The sequence below is a fragment of the Stenotrophomonas maltophilia complex sp. Om-AH-Sm3 genome, assembly GCF_059337855.1.
On the sequence record NZ_JBYBLQ010000009.1, the window covers coordinates 177,943 to 201,020 of the forward strand.

General features: G+C 67.2%; 20 protein-coding genes. 7 read left to right on the plus strand and 13 right to left on the minus strand.

Annotated features, from left to right (window positions below):
- The 5 genes from AC10QF_RS13100 to AC10QF_RS13120 form a co-directional block, all read right to left on the minus strand.
- Positions 1–780, minus strand: coding sequence for a CvpA family protein (locus AC10QF_RS13100; protein ID WP_005415448.1), 780 nt, complete (start codon positions 778–780; stop codon positions 1–3).
- A gap of 46 nt (positions 781–826) precedes the next feature.
- Positions 827–1,870 (minus strand): SPOR domain-containing protein, encoded by a 1,044-nt coding sequence (locus AC10QF_RS13105; RefSeq protein ID WP_494542341.1) that lies wholly within the window; start codon positions 1,868–1,870, stop codon positions 827–829.
- 80 nt (positions 1,871–1,950) lie between these two features.
- The gene (gene folC / locus AC10QF_RS13110; RefSeq protein ID WP_494542342.1) at positions 1,951–3,222 is read right to left on the minus strand and encodes a bifunctional tetrahydrofolate synthase/dihydrofolate synthase; all 1,272 of its coding nucleotides are present in this window, start codon (positions 3,220–3,222) and stop codon (positions 1,951–1,953) included.
- A gap of 41 nt (positions 3,223–3,263) precedes the next feature.
- Positions 3,264–3,908: a histidine phosphatase family protein gene (locus AC10QF_RS13115; RefSeq protein ID WP_005415444.1), complete on the minus strand. Its 645-nt coding sequence runs from the start codon at positions 3,906–3,908 to the stop codon at positions 3,264–3,266.
- A 200-nt stretch (positions 3,909–4,108) separates the two neighbouring features.
- Positions 4,109–6,271, minus strand: a complete 2,163-nt coding sequence (locus tag AC10QF_RS13120; protein WP_069138934.1) for a S46 family peptidase — start codon at positions 6,269–6,271, stop codon at positions 4,109–4,111.
- A 372-nt stretch (positions 6,272–6,643) separates the two neighbouring features.
- On the opposite strand from AC10QF_RS13120, the gene tdh reads away from it, so the two are divergent.
- Positions 6,644–7,666: an L-threonine 3-dehydrogenase gene (tdh, locus tag AC10QF_RS13125; RefSeq protein ID WP_005415442.1), complete on the plus strand. Its 1,023-nt coding sequence runs from the start codon at positions 6,644–6,646 to the stop codon at positions 7,664–7,666.
- Positions 7,667–7,860: 194 nt separating this feature from the next.
- On the opposite strand, the gene AC10QF_RS13130 is transcribed toward tdh, so the two are convergent.
- Positions 7,861–8,556, minus strand: coding sequence for a TorF family putative porin (locus AC10QF_RS13130; RefSeq protein WP_494542343.1), 696 nt, complete (start codon positions 8,554–8,556; stop codon positions 7,861–7,863).
- A 205-nt stretch (positions 8,557–8,761) separates the two neighbouring features.
- Here AC10QF_RS13130 and kbl point away from each other — a divergent pair, with 205 nt between their 5' ends.
- Positions 8,762–9,970, plus strand: a complete 1,209-nt coding sequence (kbl, locus tag AC10QF_RS13135; RefSeq protein WP_005415440.1) for a glycine C-acetyltransferase — start codon at positions 8,762–8,764, stop codon at positions 9,968–9,970.
- A gap of 89 nt (positions 9,971–10,059) precedes the next feature.
- Here the strand turns inward: kbl and AC10QF_RS13140 are convergent, their stop codons facing one another.
- From AC10QF_RS13140 to AC10QF_RS13155, 4 genes are all read right to left on the minus strand, one after another.
- Positions 10,060–10,395, minus strand: a complete 336-nt coding sequence (locus AC10QF_RS13140) for a hypothetical protein (RefSeq protein WP_005415439.1) — start codon at positions 10,393–10,395, stop codon at positions 10,060–10,062.
- Positions 10,396–10,479: 84 nt separating this feature from the next.
- A complete protein-coding gene (locus tag AC10QF_RS13145) occupies positions 10,480–11,286 on the minus strand; it encodes a pseudouridine synthase (protein WP_494542344.1) in 807 nt (268 codons plus the stop codon).
- Positions 11,287–11,306: 20 nt separating this feature from the next.
- Positions 11,307–11,813, minus strand: a complete 507-nt coding sequence (locus AC10QF_RS13150) for a hypothetical protein (RefSeq protein ID WP_005408235.1) — start codon at positions 11,811–11,813, stop codon at positions 11,307–11,309.
- 218 nt (positions 11,814–12,031) lie between these two features.
- Entirely contained in the window at positions 12,032–13,123 is a 1,092-nt protein-coding gene (locus AC10QF_RS13155) for an OmpA family protein (RefSeq protein WP_049416163.1), read from the minus strand.
- Between the two features lie 357 nt (positions 13,124–13,480).
- Between AC10QF_RS13155 and AC10QF_RS13160 the strand changes: the two genes are divergently transcribed.
- The 5 genes from AC10QF_RS13160 (at position 13,481) to AC10QF_RS13180 (ending at position 19,044) form a co-directional block, all read left to right on the plus strand.
- Complete coding sequence (locus AC10QF_RS13160) at positions 13,481–14,500, plus strand: zinc-binding alcohol dehydrogenase family protein (RefSeq protein WP_494542345.1); 1,020 nt, start codon at positions 13,481–13,483, stop codon at positions 14,498–14,500.
- A gap of 157 nt (positions 14,501–14,657) precedes the next feature.
- The gene (gene yczE / locus AC10QF_RS13165) at positions 14,658–15,290 is read left to right on the plus strand and encodes a membrane protein YczE (protein WP_005415435.1); all 633 of its coding nucleotides are present in this window, start codon (positions 14,658–14,660) and stop codon (positions 15,288–15,290) included.
- 271 nt (positions 15,291–15,561) lie between these two features.
- Complete coding sequence (locus tag AC10QF_RS13170; RefSeq protein ID WP_005415434.1) at positions 15,562–17,592, plus strand: NADPH-dependent 2,4-dienoyl-CoA reductase; 2,031 nt, start codon at positions 15,562–15,564, stop codon at positions 17,590–17,592.
- Positions 17,593–17,889: 297 nt separating this feature from the next.
- Entirely contained in the window at positions 17,890–18,348 is a 459-nt protein-coding gene (locus AC10QF_RS13175) for a cell wall hydrolase (RefSeq protein ID WP_004154513.1), read from the plus strand.
- Between the two features lie 84 nt (positions 18,349–18,432).
- Positions 18,433–19,044, plus strand: coding sequence for a glutathione S-transferase N-terminal domain-containing protein (locus AC10QF_RS13180; RefSeq protein ID WP_069138930.1), 612 nt, complete (start codon positions 18,433–18,435; stop codon positions 19,042–19,044).
- A 93-nt stretch (positions 19,045–19,137) separates the two neighbouring features.
- Here the strand turns inward: AC10QF_RS13180 and AC10QF_RS13185 are convergent, their stop codons facing one another.
- The 3 genes from AC10QF_RS13185 to prpE all read right to left on the minus strand — a co-directional run bounded on the left by AC10QF_RS13185 (position 19,138) and on the right by prpE (position 22,838).
- Positions 19,138–20,193, minus strand: a complete 1,056-nt coding sequence (locus AC10QF_RS13185; protein WP_494542346.1) for a suppressor of fused domain protein — start codon at positions 20,191–20,193, stop codon at positions 19,138–19,140.
- Positions 20,194–20,239: 46 nt separating this feature from the next.
- Positions 20,240–20,743: a hypothetical protein gene (locus tag AC10QF_RS13190; protein WP_005415431.1), complete on the minus strand. Its 504-nt coding sequence runs from the start codon at positions 20,741–20,743 to the stop codon at positions 20,240–20,242.
- 214 nt (positions 20,744–20,957) lie between these two features.
- Positions 20,958–22,838 (minus strand): propionate--CoA ligase, encoded by a 1,881-nt coding sequence (prpE, locus tag AC10QF_RS13195; protein WP_005415430.1) that lies wholly within the window; start codon positions 22,836–22,838, stop codon positions 20,958–20,960.
- Between the last annotated feature and the right edge of the window lie 240 nt (positions 22,839–23,078).

The following is a 23,078-nucleotide window of genomic DNA, read 5'->3' on the forward strand; positions in this document are numbered from 1 at the left end:
TTACAAGGAAGGTGGCCGTACCTGGCCGCGGTGGTCGCCGCGCCTGCGGTCGACATTGGCCGGATCGTCCGGCTCGATACTGTCCGGCAGTGCTGGGGCGTCCGGGCGCACTTCGGCCGGATCGTATGCATCGCCCTGTTCCGCTTTCGCGGGCCGCAGCCATCCGCCGCCCGCCACTACCTGGTTGAGGATGCCATTATCGCCTGCCGCGCCCGGCTTTCCCAACCCGGCGCCTGCGTTCTTCCCCAATTCCATCAATGCAGATGGGGACAGCATGTCGGTCGGCAAGGCCTTGGGCAGCATGTCGGCGCCGGGTACCTGCCAGTGCGGCAGCTTCCCGTTCATCCAGGCCACGGCCGGATTCAGCACCGGGCGAACCGCCGAGCGCTTCCAGGAGGGCTCGGCGGTCAGCGGGGTGAAGCCGGCCAGCAGCACCAGGATCGCCGCGATCAGGCCACCGCGCACGGCCCCCAGTACACCGCCCAGCAACCGGTCCAGGCTGGTCAGCATGCTGCGGTGGATCATCGCCTTGATGACCATGCCGATCACCGCGACCACGATCATCACGCCAATACCCACGCCCAGGTAGCCGCCGACGAAATGTTCGCCGCCAGGTGCGGCGGGCGCCGCCCACCAGCGCGCGGCATCGTTGCCGAAGGCGAAGGCCGCCCACGCGGCCAGCAGCCACGACAACGTGCCGATGACGATTCCCACGAAGCCACGCAGCATCCCGAGCAGGGTCGAGGCAGCGATCACGATCAGCAGCACCACGTCGATCATGGCGCCCCGCTCCTTCGGCGGCGCTGGCAACGGGCCTGCACGTCGGTCATGGGTGCGGTCGGACCATGCCGGCGACGCCAACCTTGGCGGCGACCTGCGCCTTCAGCTGTTCGGCGTCAGCCCGGTTGGCCACCGGTCCGACACGGACGCGATGCAGGGTGCCCTTTTCGGTACGCACCTGCTCGACGAAGGCGCTGAAGCCGGCAGCACGGACCTTGTCACGCAGCGCATTGGCATCGCTGGCCTGGCCGAACGCGCCCAGCTGCACGGCGAAGCCGACGCCGCTGGCCGCCGGTGCAGCCGGCGTGGTCGGTGCCGTCGCCGGCTTGCTGGCGGTGGCCTCCGGCTTCGGCTCGGGCTTCGGGGGTTCGGGCTTCGGCGCCGGCTTCGGCGGCTCGGGCTTGGCCGCCGGAGTGGCCGTCGCAGTCGGCGTACTCGACGGCAGGCTTTCGCTGCGCACCGGGTTGCTGCTGGCGGACGGCGAGGTGGCTGCGGACGGGGTACTGGCGCTTGGCGTAGCCGGTGCCGGGGTAGCTGCCACCGGGGCGCTGCTGCCCGTTGCGGCATCCAGGGTGATCACTTCGGCCTTCACATCGGCGCGGATCTTCACCGCCTGCAGCCGGGCCGCCTCGGCCTGTGCACGGTCGGCATACGGCCCCACGCGCACACGCCATGCCTGACGCCCGTTGATGGTAGTCGCTTCTGCGAAGCCCGGCAGCTGCGAGCGCTGCAGGTAGGCGATCACGGCATCGGCGTCGGCCTTGCTGCCGTATGCGCCGAAAGTGACGGCGTAGTTGCCGGCGGCAACCGCCGGGGACGTGTCCACGGTCGGCGGCGTGGCCGGCGTGGCGGCTTCCTGCAGCGGCTTGGCCTGCCCGGTCTGCAGGCCGGTAGCCCCACCGGCCGGGGCCACCAGCGGCAGTTCACGGGTTTCGAACTGGCCATCGGCCGGTGCATCCGGCGCGGCGATCGGCACCGAGGCCACGCCGCTGTCCGGTGCAGGCCCCTTGACCAGCATCGGCAGGAAAATGACGGCCAGTGCAACCAGCACGATGGCACCAATCAGACGCTGTTTCAGAGGCGTATCCACGTGAGGCGGCAACTGTCCGGAGGTTGCGGTCGATTATACGGGTGCCGGACCGGACGGCGTCGGGATTGGCTGAACGTGGCTCAGGCGCTGCCCTGCAACCACTGCAACGCGGCGGCAGCGGTATGGAAGGAGCCAAACACCAGTACGCGGTCACCGCGCTCGGCCCGGGCCAGTACCTGCGCCAGCGCCTGTTCGACCGAAGCGGCCAGCTGCGCGCTGCCAGCAGCGGTCTCGGCCAGGCGCGCCTGCAACTGGGCGGCACTCTGGCCGCGCGGGCCGTCCAGGCCGGCAAGGGTCCACTCGCCAACCACGCCCTGCAATGCCTGCACCACACCCACCGCGTCCTTGTCCTGCAATGCGGCATACACCGCCAAGGTGCGCCCGGCCGACGCCTCGGCCTTCAGCGCGCGCGCCAGCTGGCCCGCCGCCTGCGGGTTATGCCCGACGTCGACGCGGATCTGCACACCGCCACGCTCGAACGCCTGCAGGCGGCCCGGAATGCGCGCCGCCGCGATACCGGCGGCCCACGCCGCGCGCGGCACCGGCTTGTCCAGCGCGCGCAGCGCGGCGATGGCCGCACCGGCATTGGCCAGCTGGATCGGGCCGGCCAGCGCCGGGGTCGGCAGTTCCATGCGCAGGCCGACATCGCGCCAGCGCCAGCGCTGGGCGTCGATCGGCTCGTAGAAGTAATCGCTGCCGCCGCGGATCGCGTTGGCACCGACCAGGTAGGCACGCGCGAGCACGCTCGAGGGCGGGTCGGTCTCGCCCAGGATCACCGGCTTCCAGCCGCGGATGATGCCGGCCTTCTCGGTGCCGATCGCCTCGCGGTCCTCGCCCAGCCATTCGGCGTGGTCGATGTCCACGGTGGTGATCACCGCCACGTCGGCATCGACGATGTTGACCGCATCCAGGCGGCCGCCCAGGCCCACTTCCAGCACCGCCAGGTCCAGCCCGGCGTCGGCGAACAGCTGCAGCGCAGCCAGCGTGCCGTACTCGAAATAGGTCAGCGTGGTCTCGCCACGCGCGGCCTCGACCGCACTGAACGCAGCGACCAGCGCGGCATCGTCCACGTCCTGGCCGTCGATGCGCACGCGCTCGTTGTAGCGCAGCAGGTGCGGCGAGGTGTACGCGCCGACCTTCCAGCCGGCGGCACGTGCAATGGCTTCGATGAAGGCCACGGTGGAGCCCTTGCCGTTGGTGCCACCGACCACGATGGTGCGCTTGGCCGGCGCCCCCAGGCCCATCGCCGTGGCCACGGCGCGCACGCGCTCCAGGCCCATGTCGATGCTCGCCGGATGCTGGCGTTCAATGTAGTCCAGCCAGTCGGCCAGGGTGGTCGGGGTGTTCGTCACGGCAGCGGTTCCAGCAGAAGCAGTTGGTGCGAGGGGATCGATCAGAGTGCGCGGTGCTTGGCTTCGCCGAAGAACGGCGTGTGGTGGGCGCAGTCGTTCAGGCGCACCACTTCCAGGCTGTCAAGGTCGGCGCCTTCGAGCAGGTTGAGCGTGGTCGGTGCCTGGCGGAAGGTCCACAGGCGGGAGATCGGCAGGCCCAGCACCTTGCACAGGATCACGCGGTTCACCGCGTCATGGGCAACCACCAGCAGGGTGTCGTGCTCGCCGAGGCCGTCGGTGGCGCGGGCCAGGCCGCGCCAGCTGCGCTCCAGCACCAGGCGCAGCGATTCGCCGCCGGGCATCAGCACGGTATCCGGCTCCTCGCGCCAGGCCTGCAGGCGCGACGGATCCTTCTCGTGGATCTCGCTGGCCAGCAGCCCTTCCCATTCGCCGTGGGCGATTTCCTGCAGTTCCGGCTCGGTCAGCAGCATGTCGGCACGGGCGGCGCCAAGCGCCAGCTGCGCGGTGCGCTGCGCGCGCGACAGCGGCGAGGCGACGGCACGGGTGATGTCGACCGAGGCCAGGCGGGCACCCAGTGCCTGGGCCTGGGCTTCGCCGATCGGCGACAGCGGGATGTCGATCTGGCCCTGATAGCGGCCTTCGGCGTTCCACGGCGTTTCACCGTGGCGGGCAAGCAGGATGCGCATGCGTGCAAGGGGTCCTGGGGGGAGGAGGTTCCCGCGTTTCGTTCACATCCTGTGAAGTGCGCGGAACAGCGATGATACCTGTTCGGCGCACCGGGTCGGGGCGGGCATGAAAAAACCCCGCGACGTGGGTCGCGGGGTTTCGGAATTCCCGGCCTTCGGGTCGGGTTTGCCGGCCAGCGGCCGGCACTACCGCAACCGGTTTATTTCGCCAGGTTCAGTTCCTTCAGCAGCTGCGGCGCCGGCGCCACTTCCTGCATGATCCACTGCATGTAGCGGCTGTCGACGGCGATCATGCGGGTCATCACCGGGTCGAACACCCAGTTGGAGCTGACCGATTCCCAGTTGCCATCGAATGCCAGGCCGACCAGCTTGCCGTTGGCGTCCAGCACCGGCGAACCCGAGTTGCCGCCGGTGATGTCCAGGTTGGACAGGAAGTTCACCGGCACCGAACCGATGCGCTTGTCTTCCAGGCCGCCATAACGCTTGGCCTTGACCGCATCGAGCAGCGCCTTCGGCGAATCGAACGGATCTTCACCGGTTTCCTTCGCCGCCACGCCTTCCAGGGTGGTGAACGGGGTGTACTTCACGCCGTCCTTGCCGTAGCCCATGACGTTGCCGAAGGTGATGCGCAGCGACAGGTTGGCGTCCGGGTAGACGAACTCGCCCTGGCTCTTCTTGTAGTCGGCCACCGCCTGCAGGTACAGCGGACGCGCGGTCAGCGATTCACCTTCGCGGATCTTCTTCTGCTCTTCCTGCTTCAGCAGTGCCGGCATGACAGCCACGGCGTACTGGATGGCCGGATCGCTGCTGGCTTCGAATGCGGCACGTTCGGCCTTGAACCATTTCAGGCGTGCGTCCAGGCTGCCGAGCTCGGTGCCCGACAGCTTGCCCACCAGCGCCTTGACTGCGTTGGCATCGCTACCGGCCAGCCACTTGTTCAGCACTTCATTGTCGCGCTGCGCGGCCGGCAGGGCCACGTACTGCTCCAGCCAGTAGGCCTGCAGCTGCTGGTCCATCTTCGCCACATAGCGGCGGTCCATCTGCTTGAGGCCACCTTCGATGGTGGTCAGGTCGCGTTCCTGGTAACCGGCTTCGCGCTCGGCATCCGGCTTGCTGCGCTCGATCGACAGGCGGTACAGGGTGATTGCCGCACCAACGGCCGAGGTGTTGTTGAACTGCCCGACGAACAGGTCGCGCTCGCGGGTCGCCTTGCTGGTATCCAGGTGCTTGACCAGCTGCGCGTGCGCCGCCAGGGCCGGCTTGCCGGCGGCACCCTGCTTCTTCAGCCAGGCCAGCACGGCAGCTTCTTCAGCCTGCTTCTGGCCGGCGGCGTCGATGCGCTTGAAGCCTTCCAGCTGGCCCAGGTAGTTCTTGGCCACGTTGTTCATGCTGGCGGCGGTGGCAGCGTACTTCACCTTGACGTCGGCGTCGGCCTTGCCGGCGTCGGCGATCATCTTCAGCACGGCGTTGTAATGCTTGGCGATGGTCGGGTAGGTGAAGCTGGCGGTTTCGTTGAACTCACCGGCCAGCGCGTAGCGGTTGGTGCGGCCCGGGTAGCCGGCCACCATCACGAAGTCGTCGGCGCCCAGCGGCTGGTCGGCGAACTTCAGGAAGTGCTTGGGCTGGTATGGCACGTTGTCGGCGGCGAAGGCGGCCGGCTTGCCGTCCTTGCCGACGTAGGCGCGGTAGAACGAGAAATCGCCGGTGTGGCGCGGCCACATCCAGTTGTCGACGTCGCCGCCGAACTTGCCGACGCTGCCCGGGGGCGCGTAGACCAGGCGCACGTCCTTGATTTCCATGTTGCGGAACAGGCGATAGGTGTTGCCGCCGGAGAAGCTGTACAGGCGGCAGCGGAAGCCGGCATCGGCTTCACAGGCGGCAACCTGGGCCTTGTCGAAGGCGTCCAGCGCGCGACTGCGGGCCAGCGGGTCGTTGCCGGCGGCGGCGATGGCGGCCTTGGCCTGGGCGGTGACGTCGGTGATCTGGTCGAGCACGAACACGCGGGCGTTCGGGCCGGCGCTCAGTTCGTCCTTCAGGGTCGGCGCGTTGAAGCCGTCCTTGATCAGGTTCTTCTGCGCGGTCGAATTGAGCTGGATGGCGCCATACGCGCAGTGGTGGTTGGTGACCACCAGGCCCTGCGGCGAGACGAAGCTGGCAGTGCAGCCCCCCAGCGCAACCACCGCACCCATCGGGTCACCGGTCAGGTCGGCCAGCTGCTCCGGGGACAGCTTCAGGCCGGCCTTCTGCAGCGGCCCGGCAATTTCCGGCAGCTGCTGCGGCACCCACATGCCTTCTGCGGCGTGGGCGACCTGGACCAGCCCAAGGCTGGCGACGATGGAGAATGCAAGCAGGTTCGAGCGCATGGAGCGGCCCCTGGTAGTGGAACCCTCGATTGTAGCCCGCCGCCCTGCCCCGGCCCGAACCCCGGAAGTCATGGGCCTGCTTCTTGCTCTGCGCACATCGGCCGCGCACACGGAATCGTCCAGAGGGGGCGTGGTCACCCTGCCCGGGACTGTTGGCGCCATGGATGGGCTTTTGCGTGTCCCGGCCAGGGTGACCACGCCCCCTCCCCCGGAATCAGGGAGGCGCTGCTGTTTGCAGTACGTTCGAAACGCCCGCCGGCGCACGCCTTTCGTTCCGCCAAAGCACCCGCAGCGCAACATGGGAAATCCGCGCGGCACCCTATAATCCGCGCTTTCCCCCTGATGAGTTCCACCCCGATGGCGCAGCAAACGATGAAGGCCCTGGTCAAGCGCGAAGCAGCCAAGGGCATCTGGATGGAAGAGGTTCCGGTGCCGACTCCGGGCCCCAACCAGGTGTTGATCAAGCTCGAGAAGACCGCGATCTGCGGTACCGACCTGCACATCTACCTGTGGGACGAGTGGAGCCAGCGCACGATCAAGCCGGGCCTGACCATCGGCCATGAATTCGTCGGCCGCATTGCCGAAATCGGCCCGGGCGTGACCGGCTACGAGATCGGCCAGCGCGTCTCGGCCGAAGGCCACATCGTCTGCGGCCACTGCCGCAACTGCCGCGGCGGCCGCCCGCACCTGTGCCCGAACACCGTCGGCATCGGCGTCAACGTCAATGGTGCCTTTGCCGAATACATGGTGATGCCGGCCAGCAACCTGTGGCCGATCCCGGACCAGATCCCGTCGGAGCTGGCCGCGTTCTTCGACCCGTACGGCAACGCAGCGCACTGCGCACTGGAATTCGACGTGATCGGTGAGGACGTGCTGATCACCGGCGCGGGCCCGATCGGCATCATCGCTGCCGGCATCTGCAAGCACATCGGTGCGCGCAACGTGGTGGTGACCGACGTCAACGACTTCCGCCTGAAGCTGGCCGCCGACATGGGCGCCACCCGGGTGGTCAACGTCGCCAACCAGTCGCTGAAGGACGTGATGAAGGAACTGCACATGGAGGGCTTCGATGTGGGCCTGGAAATGAGCGGCAACCCTCGTGCGTTCAACGACATGCTCGACTGCATGTACCACGGTGGCAAGATCGCCATGCTGGGCATCATGCCTAAGGGTGCCGGCTGCGACTGGGACAAGATCATCTTCAAGGGCCTGACCGTGCAGGGCATCTACGGCCGCAAGATGTACGAGACCTGGTACAAGATGACCCAGCTGGTGCTGTCCGGCTTCCCGCTCGGCAAGGTGATGACCCACCAGCTGCCGATCGACGACTTCCAGAAGGGTTTCGACCTGATGGAAGAAGGCAAGGCCGGCAAGGTCGTGCTCAGCTGGAACTGATTCACCGTGCCCTCGGCACGTTGAATCAGTCCGCGCATGTTTCCTTATCCCCGCGCCATTGGCGCGCCCCCTTGAACAACAAGGGGGCTCTCCCCCGGATGGGATCAAGAACACTGCGGATTTGAAAAAGGCGCCCGATGGGCGCCTTTTTCGTAAAGCATGCCAGGCAAGCCTGGCACCTACCGAAGCAAGGGTTACTTGCCGACGGCCACGGTCAGCAGCACGCGGCTGTGTGCCAGCTTGCCCGAGTTGTCACGGCCATTGCCGTCGGTACCGTAGTAGCCCAGGCCGACGTTGAACAGGCCGAACTGGCGGCTGACGCCGACGTTCCAGTCGGTGTAGTCCTTGGCCAGGCCCTTCTCGAAGCTGCTGCGGCCGACATTGGCGTTGAGGGTGAAGTCACGCGGCAGGCCCCACTGGCCGCCGATACCGTAGTACCAACCGTCGGTGCCGCTGTTCCACTGGTCATTGGTGTAGGCCACGGTCAGCTTGTAGGTCTCATCCAGCGTGGTGGTGGTCACCAGCTCGTTGTAGTTCTGGTTGCTGGCACCGATGTAGGTATAGCGGTTCAGCAGCACATCGAAGTTGACGCGCGGGGTGACGTCCACGCCGTAACCGATCTGGTAGTCGACCTCGGTGTTCGGGTCGCCCGGACCAAAGTCCACGCCCGACCCCCAGACACCGGCATACAGGCCTACCGGCGAGGTGTAGGTGAAACCGGCCTGCAGGGTCGGCTTTTCGTCGGTCTGCGAGACACCACGGAACAGGTAGTCCGACACGGCGGTGACGTTCCAGCTGTACGGCGATTCGTTTTCCTGCGCACTGGCGGTGAACGGGGCGGCCATGGACAGGGCAGCGGCAATGGCGAGGCAGGCACGGGCGTGCTTCATGAGCGTCTCCGGTGGGGGCGGTGGCGTGGAAGGCCGAGGGCGGGCGTATCGGCCGGAACGGGACAGCTCCGGTTCACGAATTTTTAACCACTTTGCTATTGCGATGCAACATGTGCCGGCCGTGGCGATGCCCCGCCCGGGCCGGTTGGCAAGCGGCGATGCCCGGTAGAATCAGCGGTTTCCCGTTCAGAGCCGTGCCCACGCCATGACCGACGCCTCCTCCGCCCTGACCCGCCACTACGCCGAGGAACTGGACGCCATCCGCGCCCAGGGCCTCTTCAAGTCCGAGCGAATCATCACCAGCCCGCAGTCGGCCGAGATCACCCTCGACGACGGCCGCAAGGTGCTGAATTTCTGTGCCAACAACTACCTGGGACTGGCCGACCATCCGGACCTGATCCAGGCCGCCAAGGACGCACTCGATACCCACGGCTTCGGCATGGCCTCGGTGCGCTTCATCTGCGGCACCCAGGACCTGCACAAGCAGCTGGAGAAGCAGATCGCCGACTTCTTCGGCAAGCAGGACACCATCCTGTACGCGGCCTGCTTCGATGCCAACGGCGGCCTGTTCGAGCCGCTGCTTGGCGAGAACGACGCGATCATTTCCGATGCACTGAACCATGCTTCGATCATCGACGGCGTGCGTCTGTGCAAGGCCAAGCGCTTCCGCTACGCCAACTGTGACATGGCCGATCTGGAAGCCCAGCTGCAGGCCGCCGATGCCGCAGGCTGCAAGACCAAGCTGATCACCACCGACGGCGTGTTCTCGATGGACGGCTTCATCGCGCCGCTGGACGAGATCACCGCGCTGGCAAAGAAGTACAACGCCCTGGTACACATCGACGAATGCCATGCCACCGGCTTCCTCGGTGCCACCGGCCGCGGCTCGGCCGAGGTCAAGGGCGTGCTGGAGAAGATCGACATCATCACCGGCACTCTGGGCAAGGCCATGGGTGGCGCACTGGGCGGCTTCACCTGCGCCAGCGCCGAGGTGATCGAACTGCTGCGCCAGCGCTCGCGCCCGTACCTGTTCTCCAACTCGCTGCCGCCGCACGTGGTGGCCGCCGGCATCAAGGCGTTCGAGATGCTGGCGGCCGCTGACGACCTGCGCAGCACCCTGGCCGAGAACACCGCCTACTTCCGCGAAAAGATGACCGCCGCCGGTTTCGACGTGAAGCCGGGCGTGCATCCGATCAGCCCGGTGATGCTGTATGACGCACCGTTGGCGCAGAAGTTCGCCGAGCGCCTGCTGGAAGAAGGCATCTACGCGATCGGCTTCTTCTTCCCGGTGGTGCCCAAGGGCCAGGCCCGCATCCGTACCCAGATCAGCGCCGCGCACAGCCGCGAGCACCTGGACCGGGCGATTGATGCGTTCACCCGCATCGGTGTCGAACTGGGCGTGGTCAAGGGCTGATCATGGCCGGGGTCGGATCCCTTTCCGCAGGAAAGGGCTCTGACCCCGCACGGTCAAAGCGTGCCGACCAAGGTCGGCACCCACTGGCGTCACTTCTTTTTCTTCTTGCCCTTCGGCTCTTCCTTGCTGGCCACCACTACCGGCTTGGCGGCGGCGTCCTGGCCGTTGCCCTTGGCAACGCGGATGCCGTTGGCCTTCATCCAGGCATCGAACTCATCGGCGGTCATCTTCTTGTCGCCGTTGCTCATCAGGAAGCGGTAACTGCCGCGACCATCCAGCTCCGGGGTCTTCACTTCCACCACCGGGGTCTCGGCAGGCGTTTCCGCCTTGGCCACCTTCTTGTGGCCGCCGCAGGCGGCCAGCAGCACCATCGGCAGCAGCAGGCCTGCACAGCGCAGGGTTTGATTGAGGGTCGGGTGGTACATGGCAGGCTCCGTTCGGGAAAGTCGACAGCCAGGCGCCCCCTACGCCTGGAACGGCGGCCGGCAACTGCCGGCCACGGGCGATGATCAGCCCGGTGCAGCGGCCCCCAGCCGCTGCTGGTCGCTGACCTGCAGAACCCGCCACTGGCCCTTGCCGAGATCGCCGAGCAGCAGCCCACCGATCGCGACCCGGACCAGGCGCAGCACCTGCAGGTCGAAGGCCGCCAACAGGCGGCGGATATGGCGGTTGCGGCCCTCGTCGAGGACCACCTCCAGCCATGCGGTCTTGTCGCCACTGCGCAGTACGCGCACGGCACGGGCGGCGAGGAGCTCGCCCGCGTCTTCGACACCGGCGCGCAGCGCGCCCAGGGTGTCATCATCGGGCAGACGATCCACCTGCACGTGATAGGTCTTCTGCGGGCCGGTCTCCGGATCGGTCAGGTGCGCCGCCCACTGCGGATCATTGCTGAACAACAGCAAGCCTTCGCTGGCCTTGTCCAGGCGCCCGACCGGCGCGATCCACGGCAGGCCGGCACCATCGAAGCAGCGGTACACGGTGTCGCGACCACGCTCGTCCTGCGCCGTGGTGACCACCCCGCGCGGCTTGTTGAGCATCAGGTACAGGCGCTGCGGCGCCCCCATCGGCTGGCCGTCGACCTCGATCGGTGGCACAGGCTGTCCAATCGGGAACTCGGGATCACGAACGATGCGGCCGGACACGCGCACGCGGCCCTCGGCAATCCAGCGCGCGGCCTCGCTGCGCGAGCACACACCCGCCTTGGACAGCACGCGCGCCAGACCATGGCGCACGCCACTGGAGACATCCGGAGTCGCACGCCCACGCGGTGCGCGGGAGCAGGAGGCGGGGGCGGCAGGTGGGCGGCGCGTGCGCAAGCCTCTGCTCCCCGCGGCGCTTACTTCTTGTCGACCGGCTTGGTCTCAGCCGGTGCTTCGGCCGGGGCCGGAGTGGCGGCCGGAGCCGGACGCGCCTTAACCACGCGAACGCCGCGCGCCTTCATCCAGGCGTCGAACTCTTCGGCGGTCATGCGCTTGCCGTTCTGGCTCATGTCGAAGCGCCAGGGCGTGTTGTCGAATTCGGTCTGCGGCTTGTAGGCCGCCGGATCGTTCGGCTTCACCGCCGGTGCGCTCGGAATGGCCTTGGCGATGTTCTGGCAGCCGTCGATGCGCAGGCGCTGCAGCACCTGGTCCAGCGACTGCGACGGGTCGTAGTTGCTGCTCAGCACACCGGCCGGCATGCCCAGCTGGTTGCCACGGATGTACAGCTCGTCGGCCACTGGCGCGATGGTCGTGGCCGGCAACGGCAGCGGCGAGGCGCTGGTGTTGACCGAGCAATCGACCGCAGCGTGGGCGGCGGGAACCAGGGCCAGCGCCAGGACGGCGGCCGATGCAGAGCGCAGCATGAGGGGCATCCACGGAAGGAAGTGACGCGGCGAGTTTAGCAATGCCGCGTCAGCTTTCAAGCGCCACTTTCAATGAATACGACAACTTGTTGGTTTTACGGACAAAAGACCGACGAACGGTTGCCTTGCCGCGTCACAGGCGAGCGTCCTGCCCGCAGAAACAACAAGACCCGGCCGAAGCCGGGTCCTGCTGTGTCCTACGGGCAGAGCGTCAGAACTTAGTTCTGGACGTTCAGCTCGGTACGACGGTTCTTGGCGCGACCTTCCGGGTTGTCCGAACCATCCGGGTTGGTGTTCGGAGCAATCGGACGGCTCTCGCCGTAGCCGATCGGGCCGACCAGGCGACCGGCGTCAACGCCGTTCTTGGTCAGGTAGTTGTACACGGCGGTAGCACGACGCTCCGACAGCTTCTGGTTGTAAGCGTCGGTACCCTTCGAGTCGGTGTGACCGGCAACTTCAACGCGCAGATCCGGGTAACGCTTCAGGATCTCGGTGGCTTCGCTCAGGATCGCCACGGCGTCCGGACGCAGGTTCGACTTGTCGAAGTCGAAGTTGACGCCCTTCAGGTCGATGGAGACCGGAACCGGGCAACCGTCCGGACCGATGGTCTGACCCGGCTGCGAGTTCGGGCACTTGTCGTCGCAGTTGTTGACGCCGTCACCGTCGTCGTCCAGGTCGGCGCAGCTCGGGGCAACCGGAGCCGGAGCCGGAGCAGCCGCGACCGGAGCCGGGCCCAGCGGGATCACGACGCCGACCGAAGCCAGCACGTCGCCGAACCAGCTTTCGTCACGTGCGGCGATGCTCTGGTCGTCGAAGTCAGCGCGGTAGGCCACTTCGGCGCGGACAGCAACACGCTTCTCGAAGGTGGTCTGCAGGCCGACGCCCAGCTTGGCAGCAACATTGCCGTCCTTACGCTGGCGCGGGCCGTTGTTGTCGAGCGCAGCGTACTCTTCTTCCGACTTCTGGTAGCCCAGGCCACCGACGATGTACGGGTTCCAGCCGCGGCCTTCCTTGATGAAGTGGCGACGCAGGTCCAGCGAGACGCCGTACTGCGACCAGTTCAGGTCCTGGTTGCTGTCGAAGTTCGGGTTCTGGTAGTTCAGCTCACCGTCCAGCGACCAGTTCGGGCTGATGAACTTACCCAGGCCCAGGGTCACGAACGGAGCGTCATTGGTCAGACGGTCGCTGTCCTGGAAGTTGAAGCCGGCCGAACCGGTCAGGTACCAGCGGTCATCGAACTCCTGCGCCGAAGCTGCCTGGGCGAAAGCCAGGCCGCCCAGCAGCGCGGCAGTAAGGATCTTCTTGTTCATTGAGTACAGCTCCTATTTCGGGGGTATGAAACCGGTAGAGGCATGGGCCAGCACTAGTGCGTCGATGTTCGACAGCCGATTCAGCACGCCACCGCCGCGAACATTATGCTCAGGCGGGTGAAGGCCATGTTAACAGTCCCGTAACATGTGAAGTGTTGCGCCCGACCGTCCACCGGTCCGACGTTGAAACCCTATACAGGATGATGAAAATCCGCAAGACCCACACGCTGCAAGGGTTTGACGGGGTTTAGGCGCGAGAAGCGACATATTGCGCAACGTGCTGCATCACACGGTTCAGCGCGTCTGAGGAAACGTGAGGAACCTTATGATGGGATCACGAACCCAGCCGGAGCCGTGATGAAAGCCGTCGCCCTGAGTCGTGAATACGCGCCCGCCCTGCGTGATGTCCTGCTGCCGCCGCCGCTGCCTCCTCGCGGCCGCGATCTGCTGGTGCGAATCGAAGCGGTTTCGGTCAACCCCGTCGATGGCAAGCAGCGGGCCGCCACCGATCCGGCCACCCTTGAGGTTCCCCGGGTGCTCGGCTGGGACGCAGCCGGCGTGGTCGAAGCCATCGGTGACGAGGCCAGCCTGTTCGCCTCCGGTGACGAGGTCTACTTCGCCGGTGACGTGACCCGACCGGGCTGCAACGCCCAGTACCAGTGGGTTGATGAGCGCCTGGTCGCCCGCAAGCCGACCACGCTCGATTTCGCTGAAGCGGCCGCGCTGCCGCTGACCACTCTCACAGCCTGGGAACTGCTGTTCCAGCGCATGCCGCTGCAGCTCGATGGCCGCCGCCACGTGGGCCAGCACCTGCTGGTGATCGGCGGCGCCGGCGGCGTCGGCTCGATGGCGATCCAGCTGGCACGCCATGCCGGTTTCGAGGTGATCGCCACCGCCTCGCGCGAGGCCTCGATCGACTGGTGCCGACAGATGGGGGCCGCGCATATGATCGACCATCGGCAGCCACTGCAGCCCCAGTTGCAGGCGCTGGGCATCGATGCGGTGCAGGTCGCGCTCAATCTGGCCGACACCGACCACTACTGGGATGAACTGGGCCAGCTGCTGGCACCGCAGGGCCACGTCGGCCTGATCGTCGAGCCGCGGGGTGCACAGCGCATCGGCGATCCCTACAAGGCCAAATGCATCGGCATCCACTGGGAATTCATGTTCGCGCGTTCGCGCTTCGCCACCGCCGACTGCATCGAACAGCACCGCATCCTCAGCCGTGCGGCCAGCATGATCGATGCCGGCCAGCTGCGCGGTACGCTCAATGAGACGCTGGGCACGATCAATGCGGCCAACCTGGACATCGCGCATCAGCGCCTGGCCAGCGGGCGCACGGTGGGCAAGCTGGCGCTGGTCGGCTGGGACGACTGACGCCGCAGTGCGGAGCCGATCAGGGGCTCGGCTCTACACCACAGCCTCTACGCGGGATCGACGCTACCTGTAGCGGCGGATTGGCCGGCATCTGTATCTATGGATGACGCAGAAACGGCGATACGGTGGAAACAGATCCCCGCCCCCCCGGACCGCCATGCCCACCGCCCTGCCCTTGCGCCTGCTGCAATTGATCACCGGCCTGTTCCTGTACGGCTTCGGCGCCTCGCTGATGATCCGCGCCGCCATCGGCGTGGCACCCTGGGATGTTCTGTCGCAGGGCATCGCCGCGCAGACGCCGCTGTCATTCGGCCTGGCAACCAATGCCATCGGTGCATTGGTGCTCCTGCTGTGGTGGCCCCTGCGGCAGAAGCCGGGCCTCGGCACCGTGCTCAACGTGATGCTGATCGGCCCCTCCGCACAGTTCGGGCTGTGGCTGCTGCCGCCGGCCGTCGGCCTTGGCTGGCAGGTGGCGATGTTCTGTGCCGGCATGCTGCTGGTGGCGCTGGCCACCGGCCTGTACATCGGTGCCCGCCTTGGCCCGGGGCCACGCGATGGCCTGATGACCGGTCTGCATGCCCGTACCGGCTGGCCGATCTGGAAGGTGCGCAGCCTGATCGAAGGCAGCGTACTGCTGCTGGGCTGGTGCCTGGGCGGCAATGTCGGCCTCGGCACCCTCGCCTTCGCCCTGCTGATCGGGCCGCTGTGCGGAGTGACGCTGGGCTGGTTCGGGATCGGTAGGCCTGCTCCGGTAGTGCCGGCCGCTGGCCGGCAACCGCAATCGCCCTGAGTTGACCGGAATGCCGGCCAGCGGCCGGCACTACCGCCCCCGGAGTTCGGGGGCAGCGCCGCAGGCGCGGGGGGGTTGGAGGCCGGTGAGTGGGGCCCGCGATTCGCGCAGCGAAACGCGGGAGCGACAGCACGCATGTGCCGAGCGCACCCGGCCAGCGGCCGACACTACCAAACCGTCAGACAGCGGCCAGCCCTCCCAAAGAAGCGGCCCTTGCCCCGGCCGCCGTTTCGCGGCACGCTTCGCGCTTCCGTACGCAAGCGTATCGACCATGTCGCCAGCCAACGAAAGCGCCTATCCCCACCTGTTCGCCCCGCTGGATCTGGGCTTCACCCAGCTGCGCAACCGCGTCCTGATGGGTTCGATGCACACCGGCCTGGAAGATCGCGCCCGCGACTTCCCACGGCTGGCGGCCTACTTCGCCGAGCGCGCCGAGGGCGGCGTCGGCCTGATCGTCACCGGCGGCTTCGCGCCCAATGTGGTCGGTTGGCTGAAGCCATTCGGTGGCAAGCTGTCCTGGCCCTGGGAAGTGCGGCCGCACCGCCAGCTCACCGCCGCCGCGCACCAGCACGGCGCGAAGATCTGCCTGCAGTTGCTGCATGCCGGCCGCTATGCCTACCACCCGTTGTCGGTGGCACCGTCGAAGCTGAAAGCACCGATCAACCCGTTCACCCCGCGCGCATTGTCGGCCAGCGGCGTAGAGCGCCATATCGCCGACTACGCTCGCAGCGCGAAGCTGGCCCGCGAGGCCGGCTACGACGGCGTGGAAGTGATGGGCTCGGAGGGCTACCTCATCAACGAGTTCATCGCCCCGCGCACCAACAAGCGCGCCGATGCCTGGGGCGGCGACGCGCGCCAGCGCATGCGCTTCGCGGTCGAGATCGTGCGCCGCATCCGCGAGGCCTGTGGCCCGGACTTCATCATCATCTACCGCCTGTCACTGGTGGATCTGGTCGACGACGGCAGCGACTGGGACGAGATCGTTCAACAGGCGCAGGCGATCGAGGCGGCTGGCGCAACGATCATCAATTCCGGCATCGGCTGGCACGAAGCGCGCATTCCGACCATCGCCACCTCGGTGCCGCGCGCGGCCTTTGCCGGCGTCACCGCCAAGCTCAAGCCGCATGTGAAGGTACCGCTGGTGGCGACCAACCGCATCAACATGCCCGACGTTGCCGAACGCATCCTGGCCGGTGGCGGCGCCGACATGGTGTCGCTGGCACGCCCGCTGCTGGCCGACCCGCAGTGGCCGAACAAGGCCCGTGCCGGCCGCGCGGAGGCGATCAACACCTGCATCGCCTGCAACCAGGCCTGCCTGGACCACGTGTTCGAGAACAAGCTGGCCAGCTGCCTGGTCAATCCGCGCGCCGCCCACGAGACCGAGCTGGTCTATCGTCCCACTGCTACGCCGAAGACGGTTGCGGTGGTCGGCGCCGGCCCCGCCGGCCTAGCCTGCGCCACTGTCGCTGCCCAGCGTGGCCACCAGGTCACCCTGTTCGATGCCAATGATGAGATCGGCGGCCAGTTCAACGTGGCCAAGCGCATCCCCGGCAAGGAAGAGTTCCACGAGACCCTGCGCTACTTCCGCCACGCGCTGCAGGAGACCGGCGTACAGCTGCGCCTGGGCACCCGCGTCGACGCTTCCCAACTGGCTGGCTTCGACGAGGTGGTGCTGGCCACCGGCATCACCCCGCGCAAGGTCGATTTCCCCGGTGCCGATCACGCCAAGGTGGTGAGCTACCTGGACGTGCTGCTGGGACGGGTCGAAGTTGGCGCCAATGCGGCGATCATCGGCGCCGGCGGCATCGGCTTCGATGTCGGCGAATTCCTCAGCCACGCCGGTGAATCCCCCTCGCTGGATCCGCAGCGCTGGATGGCCGAATGGGGCGTGGACCCCAGCTTCGAGGCACGCGGCTCGCTGGGTCGGCCCGAGGTCGAGCCGTCACCGCGACGCTTGTGGCTGCTGCAGCGCAGCCCGGGCAAGCCGGGCGCGCGGCTGGGCAAGACCACCGGCTGGATCCATCGCGCCACGCTGAAGGCCAAGGGCGTGCGCATGCTCGGTGGCGTCGAGTACCTAGGGGTGGACGACGAGGGCCTGCGCATCCGCGTGGACGGCAGCGAACAGCTGCTGCCGGTCGACCATGTGGTGATCTGCGCCGGGCAGGAACCGAACCGCACGCTGCAGGCCGAACTGCAGGCGGCCGGCATCAACGCGCAGCTGATCGGCGGTGCCGACGTGGCCGCCGAACTCGATGCGAAACGCGCCATCGACCAGGGCAGCCGGGTCGCCGCCGCGCTCTGATGAGCGCCTGAATGGGGGACGGAATGTGATTTCCGTCACCCCGGTCGAACCTGAATGTCAAGCCGAGCGGTTCACGATGCGTTCGGCTATGCCCCCCTACCTTGCGCCATCTTTCCGCTCACCAGCCAGTTTCCGGTGAGCCGGCGCAGTCCCCACGATCGGTACTGATCGTTTCTTTTGGGGCTGCCCACGGGGCGGCCCCGATGGCCGCCTCCCCATGACGCCAAGTCGTCCCCCACCTCCTGTCGCCCCGCGGCCGGAACCGGAGGGTGCGGCCCATACGGAGCAAGGAGTTATATGAAACTGGCCTGGATTCTCTGGCTGTCGCAGTTGTTGCCTCAGCCGGCCGCTGATTCACTGTGTTTGAGCACCACCGTCTACCTGGAAGCCCGCGACCAGACCCTGCGCGGCCAGCAGGCTGTTGCTGAGGTCGCCCTGCGCCGTCTCGACAGTGGCCTGTGGGGCGACTCGATGTGCCAGGTGGTCACCGCGCGCAAGCAGTTCGCACCGACCATCGTCTCCCCCGGCACCCAGCTGGGCAATGACGCGGCGTGGAGCGAAGCGATGAACGTGGCCTTCGACGCCGAGCGCAACTGGGCGCTGCCGGCCGGCGAACGCCGCGAGATCGTGCCCGGTGCCAGCCACTTCGCCGCGCTGTCCATCGCCAGCCCGAACTGGCGCAACGCCTACCAGGTGGCGACCATCGGCGATCACACCTTCTACAAGGTGCAGAACCTCAAGCCGCGGCAATCGTAACGATCCGTGCTGGCGGCAGCGTTGCCGGCCGCCGCCGGGCTCTGGGATAGTGGGCGTTTCCCGCCCGCATCACCTGGAGTTCCCATGAAGCTGTACAGCAAGCCCGGTGCCTGTTCCACCGCCGACCACATCGCCCTGCAGTGGACCGGCCAGCCGTTCGAGGTTGAACTGCTGAACAAGGACACCCTGAAGGGTCCGGAATTCCTGAAGATCAATCCGGCCGGTGCCGTTCCCGCACTGGTCGACGGCGACTTCGTGCTGCTGCAGAACGCCGCGATCATGGGCTACATCGCCGACAGCTTCCCGCAGGCCGGCCTCGGCGGTGATGGCAGCCCGCGCCAGCGCGCCGAAGCCACCCGCTGGCTGGCCTTCGTCAATTCCGACGTGCACCCGGCCTTCTCGCCGCTGTTCGCGCCGGGCAAGTTCATCGCCGACGAGAGCCAGTACGACGCGATCCGCGCCGCCGCGCACAAGCGCCTGCGTGGCCTGTTCGAGACCGCTGACAAGCAGCTGGCCGACAAGCCCTGGCTGGCCGGCTTCCGCAGCTTCGCCGACCCGTACTTCTACATCACCCTGCGCTGGGCCGCCGGTACCAAGGTTGATCTGTCCGGCCTGGACAACCTGGCCGCCTACAAGGCACGCATGGACGCCGATGCCGGCGTGCAGGCCGCGCTGAAGGCCGAAGGCCTGGCCTGACCTTGGTCAGGGGTCAGAGCCGTTCGCGTGGCGAACGGATCTGACCCCATCGGCTACCAGGCGGCTCCGCCCCCCTCGATTTCATTGGCGCGATCAGCCGATCTGGCGGATCACTTCCCCCTTGGCATCGCGCAGGTAGGTCGGCACCACCTCGATACGCAACCTTCCTGCCAGCGGGTAGACCCCGCGCTCGGCGTGCACCCCTGCCAGGGCCTGCAGGCCCGCCTCGTCCAGTGACCAGCGCGCGCTGTCGGCGGATACGTCCGCCACTTCACCGCCCCCGTCCGCGATGAACTCCCACTGCCGCTCGCGGCTGACCAGTTCCAGCGATCTGCCGTGGCGCAGGCGCAGCGGCAGCAGTTCGCACACGCTCGCCACCTGGCCGGCGCCAAGCACCAGCGTGGTCATGCCCGCCTCCTGGCGCCAGTCCAGTGTCTCGATGAACAGCATGCCGGTGCTGGAGCCTTCGCGCTCGCTGCCGGCCCGCACCTCTGCCGCCAGCGCAGGGTCCTCCAGCAGGTTGCCGCGGTGCAGGTCGCTGACCCACAGCGGCATTGCCGGCTGCAGCGCCTGCAGCACGCCGCGCGTAGACCAGCGCTTGACTGCCTCCATTTCCTCATCGGTCAATCCAACCAGCTGCAGGAACTGCAGGTAGCCATTGGCGGTGTCGCGTGCCGGCAACTGCGGGTCGGCAATGAAGGCCAGGTGGCACAACCGCGTGTCGGTCTCCAGTGCGATCGGGCCGTTGGCATTCAGATGGTGGCCATCCTCGAACACGTTGCCGCTGCCGAACACATAGCGCGCCAGGTTCTGCAGCAGGTTCATCGGCCACACCGGCGGCGTGCTGTCGGCGTTCTCAGCGGCTTCGGCAGCGAGACGGAACGTCAGCTCGAAACCATAGCCGCTGGCGGCAGCATCACTGCTCTCCTTGGCATACAGCTCGGAGAAACCGTAGGTGATGTAGTGCCAATGCGGAACCGGCGCATCCGCCCAGTACACGCTGATGCCATCCAGCGGATCCTGGCCGCCGAGCGTGTAGGGAAGCGCGGTGCCGTAGTGTCGCGGCTCCTGCCCGGCATACAGCGGCGTAAGCGCCGCATTGATCGCGTCCCAGCCGGGGGTGTCGGTGTCATCGTGGTCGTCCTGCACGCGGGACTCCTTGTGGGGAAGTGAACCGATCACTTTACGCGGTGGCTCAGGCCTGCACGACCTCTTTGCCAGCGTTTACTACGGCGGACTGGGTTTCCTGCCACCAGCGCTGGGCCAGCGCCGGGCTGCGCGCCTTGCCCACCGCCGCCAGCAGTTCCGGGCAAAGGCGTTCCAGCGCCAGCGCATCGGTGCAGCGTTCGATCTTCAACTGCATGAAGTAGCCCTTCAGCCCCAGATGGCGCCGCACCGCCTCGCTCATCGCGTCGTACAACTGCTGGTACAGCGCCGGGTCCTGTTCGCGGCCGGTGCTGATGCCACGCGCCGGAGCGGCCTCTACGCTCCCGCCGATCACCTCGATCAGTCCCTGTGCGGCCAGCTGCTCCAGTGCATCCGGAGGTGCGCGCAGGCCATCGAACAAGCCGCGCAGTTCGGTGTCATCGCGATGGCCATCGACCATCAGCAGGATTGAACGCAGTGCCGCCGGCAGGCGCCGGCCACGGTCTTCGATTTCCTGACGGCCAGCAGCCGTCTTGGCGTGCAGCAATGCCATTGCCCCCCTCCGTTGATGCGCCATGCCAGCGTGCCGTGTGCGGGCACGCCCCCCTTATTGCCATCCCCGGGCGGCGCGCGCGTTCCCCGGCGCGCACCGCGTGTTGCAGGTCGATGACAGGCCGAGCTTAGCGCAAGTGCCGCGGGTAGTGCCGTCCGCTGGCCGGCAACCTCGGGATTGATGGGGGGGCCGGCCAGCGGCCGGCGCTACCGGATCAACGGCCCAGCGCGCGGCGGATCTCCTCCAGCGCGCTGGGGTCGTCCAGCGTCGACAGGTCGCCCGGGTCGCGCTGCTCGGCCAACGCCTGCAACGAGCGCCGCAGCAGCTTGCCCGAACGGGTCTTGGGCAGCGCATTGACCACGTGCACGTGCGCCGGGCGCGCGACCGCACCAAGCGAAGTCGTCACCGTCGCCATCATCTCGGCCACCACCGGCGCCGGATCCTCGCCCTCAAGCCCCTGCTTGAGGGTGACGAACACCAGCGGCACCTGCCCCTTCAGCTCGTCCTTGACCCCGATCACGGCAGCCTCGGCCACGCGCGGGTGGCTGGAGATGGCCTCCTCGATCTCGCGCGTACCCAGACGATGCCCGGCCACGTTGATCACATCGTCGGTACGGCCGAGGATGAAGGTATAGCCATCGTCATCGCGGATCGCCCAGTCCAGCGAGCTGTACAGCAGTTCCTTGAAGTGACTGAAGTAGCTCTGCAGGAAACGGCTGTCGTCGTTCCACACCGTGCTCATGCAACCCGGCGGCAAGGGCGGCGACACCACCAGCACGCCCTTCTGCCCCGGCGCCACTTCCTCGCCGGTGTTCTCGTCGATCACCTTCATCCGATAGCCGAGATTGGGGAAGCCCGGTGAACCGAAGCGCACCGGCTTCATCTCCAGGCCCGGCAGCAGGGTCAGTGCCGGCCAGCCGGTTTCGGTCTGCCAGTAGTTGTCGATGATCGGCTTGCCCAGCGCTTCGCTGATCCAGTGCGCGGTGGGCTCGTCCAGCGGCTCGCCGGCCAGGAACAGGTACTTCAGGGCGCGCAGGTCGTGGCGATGGATGAAGTCCGCGTCATGCTTCTTCAGCACGCGGATGGCGGTGGGTGAGGAGAACATGGTGCGCACGTTGTACTGTTCGCACAGCGCCCACCAGATACCCGGGTCCGGATTCGTCGGCAGCCCCTCGTACAGCAACGAGGTGCAGCCACCGATCAGCGGGCCGTACACGTTGTACGAGTGGCCTACCGCCCAGCCGACGTCGGAAGTGGAGAACATCACCTGGCCCGGCTTGCAGTCGAACACGGTCTCCATCGACTGCGCCATCGCCACCGCGTAACCACCGACATCGCGCTGCACGCCCTTCGGCTTGCCGGTGGTGCCGGAGGTGTACAGCAGGTAGCTCGGCTCGCTCGCTTCCAGCCACTGTACCGGCACATCGACCTCACCAACCTGTGCACGCAGCGCGGCGTAGTCCACGTCGCGACCCGGCACGCGGGGTTCGGCGGCATCCAGCCCGCGCGACACGATCAGCACGTGCGGTGGCGGCGACGCCGCTTCGGCGCAGGCCGCGTCGACCATCGGCTTGTACGGAATCAGCTTGCCACCGCGCATGCCGGCGTCCGCTGCGATCAGCAACTTCGGCTTCGCATCGTCGATGCGCAGCGCCAGGTTGTGCGCGGCGAAGCCACCGAACACCACCGAGTGCACCGCACCGATGCGCGCGCAGGCCAGCATCGCGAACACGGCTTCGGCCATGTTCGGCATGTAGATCACCACGCGGTCACCGTGGCCGACGCCGAGATGCTTGAGCACGGCGGCGAAGTCGTTCACTTCGCGATACAGCTGGCGATAGGTGATCTCGCGGGTGCTGTTGGTTTCGGTGGAAATCGCAACCAGCGCGAGCTGGTCGGCGCGCGTTGCCAGGTGGCGGTCGACGGCGTTGTAGCAGAGATTGGTTTCGCCGCCGACGAACCAGCGCCGGAACGGCGGGTTGCTGTAGTCGAGCACCTGCTGCGGCGGTTTGTGCCAATGGATGCGCTTGGCTTCCTCGCCCCAGAAGGCCTCCGGCTCGTCGATCGAGCGACGGTAGGTTTCCTCGTAGTTCATGACGCAGCCCTCCCAGACAAAGTCATGGGTTCGAGGATAGTCCGGCGCTGGCGCGCGGGCCGCCCTACCTTGGTAGGGGGTGGGTTTTTCATGCAGGGCTGCGCCCTGCACCTGCAGAAGCCGAAGCCGAAGCCGAAGCAACAGCAGAAGCTGGCTTACTTGGGGATGGCGGGGTGGGTCCGGTGGCGGGAGACGCCGTAAACCCGTCCATGGGGGCTTGGCCGCGGCATCCATGCCGCG

Excerpts from the sequence above, each read along its gene's own strand:
- AC10QF_RS13100 (WP_005415448.1), bottom strand. The coding sequence starts at position 780 with ATGATCGACGTGGTGCTGCTGATCGTGATCGCTGCCTCGACCCTGCTC.
- AC10QF_RS13115 (WP_005415444.1), bottom strand. The coding sequence starts at position 3,908 with ATGCGCATCCTGCTTGCCCGCCACGGTGAAACGCCGTGGAACGCCGAA.
- AC10QF_RS13120 (WP_069138934.1), bottom strand. The coding sequence starts at position 6,271 with ATGCGCTCGAACCTGCTTGCATTCTCCATCGTCGCCAGCCTTGGGCTG.
- tdh (WP_005415442.1), top strand. The coding sequence starts at position 6,644 with ATGAAGGCCCTGGTCAAGCGCGAAGCAGCCAAGGGCATCTGGATGGAA.
- AC10QF_RS13130 (WP_494542343.1), bottom strand. The coding sequence starts at position 8,556 with ATGAAGCACGCCCGTGCCTGCCTCGCCATTGCCGCTGCCCTGTCCATG.
- kbl (WP_005415440.1), top strand. The coding sequence starts at position 8,762 with ATGACCGACGCCTCCTCCGCCCTGACCCGCCACTACGCCGAGGAACTG.
- AC10QF_RS13140 (WP_005415439.1), bottom strand. The coding sequence starts at position 10,395 with ATGTACCACCCGACCCTCAATCAAACCCTGCGCTGTGCAGGCCTGCTG.
- AC10QF_RS13150 (WP_005408235.1), bottom strand. The coding sequence starts at position 11,813 with ATGCTGCGCTCTGCATCGGCCGCCGTCCTGGCGCTGGCCCTGGTTCCC.
- AC10QF_RS13155 (WP_049416163.1), bottom strand. The coding sequence starts at position 13,123 with ATGAACAAGAAGATCCTTACTGCCGCGCTGCTGGGCGGCCTGGCTTTC.
- AC10QF_RS13160 (WP_494542345.1), top strand. The coding sequence starts at position 13,481 with ATGAAAGCCGTCGCCCTGAGTCGTGAATACGCGCCCGCCCTGCGTGAT.
- yczE (WP_005415435.1), top strand. The coding sequence starts at position 14,658 with ATGCCCACCGCCCTGCCCTTGCGCCTGCTGCAATTGATCACCGGCCTG.
- AC10QF_RS13170 (WP_005415434.1), top strand. The coding sequence starts at position 15,562 with ATGTCGCCAGCCAACGAAAGCGCCTATCCCCACCTGTTCGCCCCGCTG.
- AC10QF_RS13175 (WP_004154513.1), top strand. The coding sequence starts at position 17,890 with ATGAAACTGGCCTGGATTCTCTGGCTGTCGCAGTTGTTGCCTCAGCCG.
- AC10QF_RS13180 (WP_069138930.1), top strand. The coding sequence starts at position 18,433 with ATGAAGCTGTACAGCAAGCCCGGTGCCTGTTCCACCGCCGACCACATC.
- AC10QF_RS13190 (WP_005415431.1), bottom strand. The coding sequence starts at position 20,743 with ATGGCATTGCTGCACGCCAAGACGGCTGCTGGCCGTCAGGAAATCGAA.
- prpE (WP_005415430.1), bottom strand. The coding sequence starts at position 22,838 with ATGAACTACGAGGAAACCTACCGTCGCTCGATCGACGAGCCGGAGGCC.